The sequence below is a fragment of the Actinomyces sp. ICM58 genome (genome assembly GCF_000283035.1).
Lineage (GTDB): Bacteria > Actinomycetota > Actinomycetes > Actinomycetales > Actinomycetaceae > Pauljensenia.
Genome location: NZ_ALIY01000139.1, coordinates 1 through 7787, shown reverse-complemented (window position 1 = coordinate 7787; position 7787 = coordinate 1). Strand labels below are relative to the sequence as shown.

The window sequence follows — 7787 nt, the reverse complement described above, 5'->3', positions numbered from 1 at the left end:
CTCGCCCCCTGCGGCGCCCCGGAGCCACGCCCCGGCCTCGTGCTGTCTCCCCTCCCCGAACGAATGGAACCGACCATGACCCGCCCCACCCGCGTCCTGATGGTGTGCACCGGCAACATCTGCCGCTCCACGATGGCCCACGCGATCCTCGACCAGGCTGCCGCGCGCGCCGGCGTGGACGTCGTCGTCGATAGCGCCGGCGTCTCCGACGAGGAGGCCGGCAACCCCATCGACCGCCGTGCCGCCCGCGTCCTGCGCGACGCCGGGTACGCCGTGCCCGACCATCGCGCGCGCCAGATCCGCCCCGGCGAGCTAGGGGAGTGGGACCTGATCCTCGCCATGACCTCGCGACACCTCGGCGTGCTCCAGCGGCTCGCTCAACGTGCGGGCGTCGACTACGAGGGTGCGCCGGCGTCCGCTTCCGATCTGCGCTCCGTCGACGCCCCGCGCATCTGCCTGTACCGCGACCTCGACCCCGAGGGCAGCGGCGACGTGCCCGACCCGTGGTACGGCGGCCACCAGGACTTCCTCGACACCCTCGACGTCATCGAGCGGGTCACGCCGCAGATCCTGCAGCTTCTCAGCTGACCGGTACGGCGTGCTGACTGGCCTGCGCGTTGTGCTGACTGATTTCTGGATAGCATCTTCAATTTCGCATGCAATTCCCTGGCATGGTCTTTTTAGGACCTCGCGAAAACCGCATGATTTCAACGATCTGATTTCAAACATTGAAAGAGTTGCGGGGGAATTGCATGCGAAATTAGCGTTGAAGGTGATAACTGGGCAGGTATCCGCTCAGGATGTCGAGGAAGCCAGCGTTCTTCACGGTGGCGTGTGCGTCTTCTAGTCCGGTTTCAGGGACGAGGCGACGGAGGGCTGCCACCGATATCGGGACCTCCCGCGCAAAGTCGCCATTCATGACGTCATCGTAGGTGAATCGAAGGACGACGTATCCGCGCCGGAGGAGTTCTCGATCCCGCTTGAGGTCCTTCTCGCGCTGCTCTTTCGAGGAATGGAAAGCCCAGCCGTCCACCTCGATGACAATGAAGTCAAGGATGATCATATCGACCTCGCCGACTCCCTCGATCCAGACTCCGACCTGCGGTGTCAGCCCCATGTCGATGAGTTGCAATCGGGCGACCGTCTCGAGGATCGATCGGGCGCGCTCCGACGACAGGGAGAGTGCCTCTCTGAGGTGAGGAAGCCGGCTGCCAGTTGGAGGGATAGCAAGTGTTGAGACGTCGTAGAGGCCACGGTTGCGCGCGGCATCGAGCATTGGGAGTGACACCTTGAGTGGCATACAGACGAGCACTCGCTCCAACACCGTCCCGATGCTGGCTACGTGCGTGCGTTCTTCTTCTTTGCTGAGGACCGGCTCCCAGTGGATGCACACATCGTCGAAGCGGCGGAGCTTTGAGTAGTGCATTCCGCGGCTGTGTCTGACCGACAAATGAGTCTGCGGTGGGAGTTCCCCAGTGGCAACCGGTAGGTCATAGAATTTCGCAGCGCTCACACACGAGAGGCAAGCGTTGTATACGAAAGCACGTACCTGATCTAACGTGAATCTGGTGTGATCGTAGATCCAGCCCCGGTAGTGACTGATGCCTGTTGGCAGCATTGAGGGAGTGAGCTCTGCGTGGTGCAGATTCGATAGTTTCGTGATTCCGTGGCGTTTACGTAGCTCTTCGTTGAGGTCCATGGATTGATTGTGCTACTTCGTGACGCTTCGTGTGAGCTGTTTGAAAAATCTGTGGATAACTCAGGGATTTCGCATGCAATTCCCCGGCGCGGTCTCTTTTGGACCTCGCGAAAACCGCATGATTTCAACGATCCGATTTCAAACATTGAAAGAGTTGTGGGGGAATTGCATGCGACATTGTTGGGTAACTGAGGGTGTGGGGGCCTGCGCGAGGCCTGGGTTGGGTTATGGAGCCTGGGGTGCGAGGCCTGGGTTGGGTACGAGGCCTGGGTTGGGTTATGGAGCCTGGGGTGGCCTGGGGTGGCCTGGGGCGTGTGGTTCGAGAGCGGCGCGTTGTCAAGCGTGTCTTGCCTACGGAACGAGGTTGTATGTTGCTCGTGTCACGAATTACGGTGAGATTGCTGGCATGTTGGTCCGTAGCTGCACGACCTGCGGTAAGCGGCCATGTGCCACAGTCGATCATGTGCGCACACGACACGAACTAAGGATGCTTATGAACGCACTGAAAAGAGTTGCACGTGGCGAGCGGATGACAATGATCGTCATTGCACTTGTCGCAGCCGTTGCCCTTGTCCTGGGCGTCGGTGGCTTCTTCATGGCGCGGACGTTCCTGACTAGCGTGGACTCTGGAACCACGGCCTCGAAGGCGAGCTCTGATTCCAATGGAGGGATGAGTGGCGACTCCTCGCCCAGCGAGACTTCACAGGCGCCCGACACCGCGCCGCAGTCTGAGGCGGCTGCTCCCACCCCGGAGGCCACGGCCTCGCCCATGCCCCCGTGTGAGGACGGCACCTCTGCGCCCGATGGAACCTGCCTACACCCAGCATCGGTTCAGTGGCTCGATGACCTCCTGCCCGACCCGTCCACCGTTGATCGCAAGGACGCTGACGCGGTGTGTGCCGCCTACGTCATCACCAATCAAACGTGGGACGCGTCGCGTGACCTCACGGACGCGTTCGCGTCCATCCGCGCGAGCGTCTACGAAACGCCCGAGCTGCAGCGTAATCACACGCCGACCCCCGAGCTGGTGAAGGGGCAGGGTGAGTTCCTGCCGCTGGTGCCAAATCACTCCCACACGACTGTCACGATTGAGAACATCGGCGTTGAAGGCAGGGAATCGACCCGCCGCGAAGGTAATGAGTGGGTGAGGCTCGTCAGCTTCACGCGCTCCTACGCGGACGACTCGCACGAGCCGGTCCACGAGCTGGTGTTCCTGACTCTTGTCGAGCAGGAGGACGGCACCTGGGCTGTCGGTAACGCCGAGTGGCACTGATCGGCGCGAGGAGTGTCGACTGGTACGTTGTGCTGCGTTGACTGGCTCCGGGGAGCCTCTTCAATTTCGCATGCAATTCCTTCCCGGGGTCTCTGGCTGACCCTGTAAAAACCGCATGATTTCAACGATCTGATTTCAAATCTTGAAAGAGTCGCAGGGGAATTGCATGCGAAATTGATAGGGGAGTCAGTATGGCCGCCGGATAGAGCGAGCGGCCACCCCGCGAAGGATGGCCGCCCGCGTGCCGTCGCGAGGCCTCGGCCGCCTCAGTCGGGCCGCCTCAGTCGGGCAGGGACGCCCCCGCCTCGGTGAGGAGAGTGCGAATCTGCTCCTCGACGCCCTTCGTGCCGCGTCCGACGGCGACGAGCTGCCCGTCCGCGCCTGCGATGTAGTGCGTGGGCCACGCGGAGGCACCATACGTCTGGAAGTCGATCAGCTCCGGATCCAGCGCGACCGGATACGTGATGCCTAGGCGCGACACCGCGTCGGACACGACCGAGGGTTCGCGCTCGTAGGCCTGCTGGGGCGAGTGGACGCCGATCACGACCAGGCCGTAGTCCTTGTACTTCTCGTAGATGCGTTCAAGCTCGGGGATTTCGCGTTGGCAGTTCGTGCACGAGCTCGACCAGAAGTCCACGAGCGTCACGGTGCCGGTGGGCTGGCCGAGCGCGTTCATCCACTCGGTGGAGGTGAGGGCCGGCAGTGTCCCGCAGTCCTTCCCGGTGCCTCGGGCGCACTGGGCGAAGTCGCCGCGCGCCTCGACCTCCTGCTCGGGGTCGCACGCGCCGGTCTCGCAGGCCTCGTCGTCGCCCGCCTGAAGCGAGGCCGTGTAGTCCGGGATGATCCGCTGGAGTGCCGCGGGGGCGTCGGTCGCGATGCCGAGCGCGAGGGCGATCATGGCGACGCCGGCGGCGATGCGCAGCGGGCGCTGCCGGGCCTTCAGGCTGGCGGCCACGCCAGACCCCGCGAGGGCGACGGCCAGCAGCGGGATCGACACGCCCACCGCGAAGGAGATGGCCAGGCCCACGATGCGCCACGTGAACTGGCCGTTGTTCGAGGCGACGATGACGGACGTGAGGACGGGCCCCGCGCAGGGCACGAAGGCTGCGCCGAGCACGAGCCCGAGGCCGAAGCCCGCGCCATCTCCCGCTGTGCGCGGCGCGATGCGCGCGAAGGGGCGCTCCAGGATTTCCATGACCTTTGGAACGATCATGCCGACGCCGACGGCCGCCAGTAGCACGATGCCGGCCCAGCGGATCGCCGTCTGTGGCAGGTGGAGCAGGCTGAGCAGCGCCGACCCGGCGACGGTGATCAGCATGAACGAGGTGACGAGGCCTGCGACGATCAGCAGGGGTCGGCGCGCGACGCTCGGCGAGTCGTCGGCGGTCTTGCGCGCGGCGACGGCGGGGGTGCCGCCTCCCCCGAGGGAAACGCCCGGCGCGACGCGGAAAAGTCCGGGGTTCACGGTGTTGGTGTCGCCTGAGGACGAGGTCGTGGCGGCGTTCGCGGTCTCCTTTCCGCCGGCGGCGCCGAGGAATAGGACGGGAAGGACGGGCAGGATGCACGGGGAGATGCCCGTGACGAGGCCACCGAGCAGGCCAAGTAAGAGGAACATAGGTTCACCTTACTTGGAAGTGGTTGAAAATGCGCGCGACATGGCGGCTGCGCGACAGGAAGCGCCGACGGTGATGCTTAGATGCAAAAGTCGCACGTAATTCCCTCCCGGGAATTTCAAACTTTGAAATCGGATCGTTGAAATCATGCGGTTTTCGGCCGTGCTCTAAAACTGACCCGGGGGAATTACGTGCGACATTTTTGGGTAACCGGGCGCAGGCTCGCAGGCTCGCAGGCGCGGGGGCGCGGCTCAAGGAAGCGGCGCGATGCCTCGGCGCGGGTCCGGGGGCGCGGGGCCTACAGCGACAGGATTAGGTCCGCCCGGGCCTTCGTGCGCTCCACGAGGGCCATGTTCGCCGCGTCCACCGTGCGCACCCAGTGGGCCGCATCCGCGCGGTCGCGCCCGAAACTCACGTGCCGGTCGATGAGGCGCGACGCCAGCTCCTCAAACGGCGTGTCGATGTAGACGAGCAGGTCGATGAGGCCGCGCACGTCCGCCCATCCGGGCAGCTCCAGCCCCAGGTAGTTGCCCTCCGTGATGACGACGCCGTCGATCTCGATGGGGAGCGAGGCAGCGACGGGTTCGTGCAGGTCGCGCCGGTAGTCGGGGGCCAGCACCATCGCGTCCCCGCGGCGCACGCGCCCCAGCAGCGCCACGTATCCGCCCACGTCGAAGGTGTCGGGTGCGCCCTTGTGGTCGGCCAATCCGCGTGCCGCCAGCAGCGCGTTCGACATGTGGAAGCCGTCCATGGGGGCCAGGCCCGCGACGGGGAGGCCGGCCTCGGGCAGGGCGCGAGCGAGCTCGTCGGCGATCGTCGTCTTTCCGGTCCCGGGTGGGCCGGTCAACCCGAGCACGCGCACGGGGTCACCGAGGCGTGCGCGCCCGGCCATGGCCTCGACGATGCGCCGGGTGATCGACGAGGCCAGGGTGCGTCCGGGGGAGACGGCCGCCTGCGGTCCTGGGTCCTCCCGTTTCGTGCTCACGGCTTGATGACGGGGAGCGTCGACCAGGGGAAGTTGATCCACTTATCGGTGTAGGCCCACACGTAGTCGGGCTCGATGATGGACACCGGCTTCTTGTAGATGACTGCGCTGCGCGCCTCGACGTGCACGGAGGAAGAGCCGTCCAGGGACAGGCCGTGCTCGTCGATGAGGTCCATGACCATCTTGAGGGTCTTGCCGGAGTCGGCGACGTCGTCGACGACGAGGACGCGCTTGCCGTCCATCGCGGAGACATCCATGAGCGGGGGAAGCAGCATGGGCTCGTCGAGGGTTTCGCCGATGCCGGAGTAGAACTCGACGTTCATGGTGCCGATCGCCTTGACGTCCATCGCGTAGGCGATGGCGCCGGCCGGGATGAGGCCGCCGCGCGCGATGGCGACGATCAGGTCCGGCACCCACCCGGAGTCGACGATCTGCTTGGTGAGTTCACGGGACGCGTCGCCGAAGCCCTGCCAGGTGAGGACTTCGCGGTCGGTAGCGGTGCTGGCGTCGGGGCTGGCGGTGGTACCCATGGCTTCCTTCTCTCGGGGGGTGTTGGGATCAAGGGTATCCCCGGGGGGTGTGTGTCTGCTCGCCTTTGGCTGTGTTCGGCCCTGTGACGTGGGCAGACGCACGCCGCGGGCGGCTTTCCGGCCCCGGGAGGCCCTGAGGCTGGACCCGAGGCTGGACCCGAGGCTGGACCCGAGGCTGGGCCTGGCAGGCCCCTCCCCAAAACTCGCAGGTAATTTAACTCGGTCAGTTTTTGAGTACGGCTTAAAACGTTGCAATCCCAATGGCTAGATTTCAAAGTTTGAAAGAGTGGTGGGGGAATTGCATGCGACATTTTTGGGTAACCGGGTGTGTGAGGCCGGATGCGGCGTGGGCGCCGGGCGGCGGTCAGCGGCGAGAGCGGTGGTCAGCGGCGAGAGTGGCGGAGCGCGGCGAGCTCGCGCTCGTAGACGCGACCGGGCGAGGCCGCCTTCCCCCGGTGCTCCCACGTGAGGATCAGCGCGGGGTCGAAAGCACGCGAGCACATCCCGCACGAGGAGACGCGCTGCGGCGCCCGGTAGAGGCGACGCTTGGCCCCGCAGCGCGGGCACGTGCCCACCCAGGGCGCGTCCGGGGCGGGGAGGGAGGAGGACAATCGCGCGGAGTCGGGCGCGCCGAGGGCTCTGGCTGCCCGCTTCCACGCGGCGTCGTGCCCGTGAGCGGGGCCAACGAGGGCGTGGGCTATCTCGTGCAGGATGACGCCCCGGATCGTGTCCGCGTCGTACAGGTCGGTGAGCGGTCCGGACAGGCTGATCGTGCGCGTGGAGTGCGTGCACGCCCCGGCCCGCCGCTTGGCGTGGTCGAAGCGGAAACGCCAGTCGGCCAACCCCGCCGCGTCCATGAGGGAGCGGGCGAGGGCGCGCGCCTCCTCCCGCTTCATCGCGCCCCCGCGAGCACGCCGAGCAGGCCGAGCACGCCGAGCGGGCGCCTCGTAGCGGCTGCGTTAGGTCCGCTCAGGAGTGGGCCGAACAAGAAGACGCGACGCTTGTCCCGCTTCATCGCGCCCCCGCGAGCACGCCGAGCAGGCGCTTCATGGAGACCTTGTTCGGCGTGCCCAGGGTCTGGGCGAACATGGAGACGCGCAGCTCCTCGGCCATCCACCGCGCCTGCGTGAGCGCGGCGGCGCTGCGGGCCTCGTAGGGCCGACGCTCCAGGGCCTGCCGCACGGAGGCGATGTCGGCCTCGGCCTGGTGGATGCGATCCATGTCCTCCAGGTCGCGCCCCAGCGCCCCCGGCGAGGAGGCGGCGCGCTCGATGCGCACGGCCCCGGCGCGCAGGTAGCGGGCCAGGTGTGGCAGCGCGGAGGAGGGAGTGGCGGACACGAAGCCCTCGTAGAGCAGGGTCCGCCCGTGCGCCGCGACGTCGTGCGTCGTCTCCTTGAGCGAGGCCTGGGGGTGGGAGCGCACGGCGGCGTCGGCCTCGGCGCTGGCCTCCAGCGCCCGCACGACGTGGGAGAGGATCTGGTAGACGCGGTCCTCGTGCGCGTCGCGCGCGGCCGCGACGAGGGTTTCGAAGGCCTCGGGGTCGCGCACGTTTGCGGGGGTGCTGAGCTCGTCGACGAGGGAGCGGGCCGAGGCCAGCTGCGCGTCCGCGACCAAGGCGGCCGTGTCCGCGTAGGGGGAGGCCGCCAGCATGAGGGCCTCGCGGCCCGTCCACCGCGTGGTGACGCGG

General features: G+C 66.6%; 8 protein-coding genes. 2 read left to right on the top strand and 6 right to left on the bottom strand.

Translation table 11 applies throughout. From position 1 onward, the window contains the following. Window positions 1-75: 75 nt before the first annotated feature. Window positions 76-588 carry a low molecular weight protein-tyrosine-phosphatase gene (locus HMPREF1138_RS06650; protein ID WP_009057893.1) on the top strand — a complete coding sequence of 171 codons (513 nt, stop codon included), beginning with the start codon at window positions 76-78 and terminating at the stop codon, window positions 586-588. A 172-nt stretch (window positions 589-760) separates the two neighbouring features. Here HMPREF1138_RS06650 and HMPREF1138_RS06645 read toward each other — a convergent pair whose 3' ends face one another. Next, window positions 761-1426, bottom strand: a complete 666-nt coding sequence (locus HMPREF1138_RS06645) for an endonuclease domain-containing protein (protein WP_009057895.1) — start codon at window positions 1424-1426, stop codon at window positions 761-763. 808 nt (window positions 1427-2234) lie between these two features. Here HMPREF1138_RS06645 and HMPREF1138_RS06640 point away from each other — a divergent pair. Next, window positions 2235-2972 carry a hypothetical protein gene (locus tag HMPREF1138_RS06640; protein ID WP_238318619.1) on the top strand — a complete coding sequence of 246 codons (738 nt, stop codon included), beginning with the start codon at window positions 2235-2237 and terminating at the stop codon, window positions 2970-2972. Between the two features lie 280 nt (window positions 2973-3252). Here the strand turns inward: HMPREF1138_RS06640 and HMPREF1138_RS06635 are convergent, their stop codons facing one another. From HMPREF1138_RS06635 to HMPREF1138_RS06615, 5 genes are all read right to left on the bottom strand, one after another. Next, the gene (locus tag HMPREF1138_RS06635; protein ID WP_009057900.1) at window positions 3253-4587 is read right to left on the bottom strand and encodes a cytochrome c biogenesis protein/redoxin; all 1335 of its coding nucleotides are present in this window, start codon (window positions 4585-4587) and stop codon (window positions 3253-3255) included. Window positions 4588-4883: 296 nt separating this feature from the next. Beyond that, window positions 4884-5570, bottom strand: a complete 687-nt coding sequence (locus HMPREF1138_RS06630) for an AAA family ATPase (protein WP_009057899.1) — start codon at window positions 5568-5570, stop codon at window positions 4884-4886. Then, entirely contained in the window at window positions 5567-6100 is a 534-nt protein-coding gene (locus HMPREF1138_RS06625; protein ID WP_009057891.1) for a phosphoribosyltransferase, read from the bottom strand. Before HMPREF1138_RS06625 ends, HMPREF1138_RS06630 begins: the two co-directional genes overlap by 4 nt. 383 nt (window positions 6101-6483) lie before the next feature. Further along, window positions 6484-6996, bottom strand: coding sequence for a SprT-like domain-containing protein (locus tag HMPREF1138_RS06620; RefSeq protein ID WP_009057896.1), 513 nt, complete (start codon window positions 6994-6996; stop codon window positions 6484-6486). Between the two features lie 115 nt (window positions 6997-7111). After that, window positions 7112-7787, bottom strand: a 676-nt coding sequence (locus HMPREF1138_RS06615) for a DUF3418 domain-containing protein (protein WP_009057897.1), incomplete at its 5' end; no start/stop codon positions are given.